Origin of the sequence: Spirillospora sp. NPDC049652 (assembly GCF_040675125.1) — a bacterium.
In the GTDB taxonomy this organism is placed as follows: Bacteria; Actinomycetota; Actinomycetes; order Streptosporangiales; family Streptosporangiaceae; genus Spirillospora.
The window spans coordinates 1-1,631 of the sequence record NZ_JBFAOF010001290.1 but is presented as its reverse complement, the minus strand read 5'-3'; the positions used below and the strand labels follow the sequence as shown (position 1 = coordinate 1,631).

Annotated in this window: 1 protein-coding gene; it reads right to left on the bottom strand. The window is 76.1% G+C overall.

Translation table 11 applies throughout. The features are described from left to right. Positions 1 to 2: 2 nt before the first annotated feature. Positions 3 to 1,631, bottom strand: a 1,629-nt coding sequence (locus tag AB0J52_RS39515) for a hypothetical protein (RefSeq protein WP_500188243.1), incomplete at its 5' end; no start/stop codon positions are given.

Sequence of the window (1,631 nt, the reverse complement as noted above, 5' to 3'; positions counted from 1 at the left end):
GCCTACGCGGCGTCCGCGCAGGAGGCCGCGTAGGCGAGCACGGCGGCGGTCGCCGGTCCGGCCGGGCCGTCCGCCTCGGCGAGCGCGAGCACCGCGCCGCCGAGCTCCGGAAAGTGCCAGGAGGAGTCGTCGATCCCCGGCATGTTGGACGCGCCGGGCAGCAGATGCGCCGCGGCGAGTTCGCGGTGCGACGGCATCATGCGGGGGATCTCCTCGTAACCCGGCCAGTAGCCGAGCGAGGGCAGGACGTCCCAGCGCCCGCCGCGCGGGAGCGTGAACAGCGGGGCGATCTGCCCGAGCCAGGGGCTGGTCGCCGCCGGTGTGCAGGTGGGCAGGAGCCGGACGGCCTTGTCCTTCGACAGGACGAGGCCGTGGGCGCGGCGCCGTACGGGGGCCGGCGAGAGGGTGATCTCGGGGCAAGGGAGCGCGTCCGCGGCGAGATGCTCCGCCAGCGTCCGGCCGTGTTCGGACGCCAGCCCGGCGGCCCGCTCCAGCACGCCGGGGTCCACGTCGCCCGGCGTGCGGAGCAGCGCCTGCGCGAGGTCGGCCCGGCCGATCGTCAGGCCGTCCGCCTCGTAGCGCAGCGCGCGCTCGACCAGGACGGCGGGGTCGAGCAGGCCGTTCGCCTCGGTCGGGGCCGCCAGCAGGAACGGTTTCGAGCCGAGGCCGTCCACGGCCTCCAGCATCCGCCAGGCCAGGAGCCGGAACGGCGTCGGCAGGTCGTCGTTGACGTCCTCCCAGGGATCCGTCGCGACTCGGGAGAGTTGCCTGAGCCGGGAGCGCATCGCCTTGAGACGGGCCCGCCTGCCGGTGGGCGCCGGCCCGACCTGCGTGATCGCTCGGATGGCCAGTCCGACGAACACCATGGGGTGGTCGTCGCGGCTGGAGTCGTAGTCCCGGTCGAGGAACCACGGCCGGGCCCGCGCCATCTGGGAGAGGGCCTCGCGGGTGCCGTCCGGGTCCCGGTAGGTGTGCTCGACGATCCCCGCCATGACGTGTTCGAGACCGCCCCAGCCGCTGTCGGTCAGCAGCATCGTCGCCTCGACGAGCTCGCCGAGCGAGCCGATGGGCGGCGTCGCGGGCGGCGGGACGTAGGGCGGCAGGAAGGCGGTGGGGGCACCGGCGCTCCGCGGGGCGCCCGCCGGTGCGGACCGGCCGGTGTCGGAGATCAGGCCACGCAGTTCGGAGCGCAGGTCGGCGGGAAGGCCGGTGCTCGCGGCGGCCACGGCCTCGCGGGTCTCGGCGGACGCCTCGGCCGCGTGCTTCACGATGAGTTTCACCGCGCGGTCGCGCAGGGCCAGGTCCTCCGACTCCAGCAGCGGCAGGACGGCCCGGACGGCGGCGTCCTGCCGCCGGTGCCGCCGCGCCGTCCGGTTCGCCCACACCAGGGCGGATCTGACCAGCCGCTTCTCCGGCCGGAACAGCGCCGCCTCCACGGCCTCGGCGAACACCGCGGCCGGGACCGGGACCTCCTCGTCCACCCGCCGGATCTCGCGCAGCGCCAGGTCGGCGGCCGGGCCGGGCGCGGCGGGCAGCATCCGGACCAGGTCGCGGAGCCGGGACGCCGACTCCTCGGCGGTGGGGGCCAGCTCGTCGTGCAGCGCGCAGAACCAGCGCAGGTCCTGGGCGCG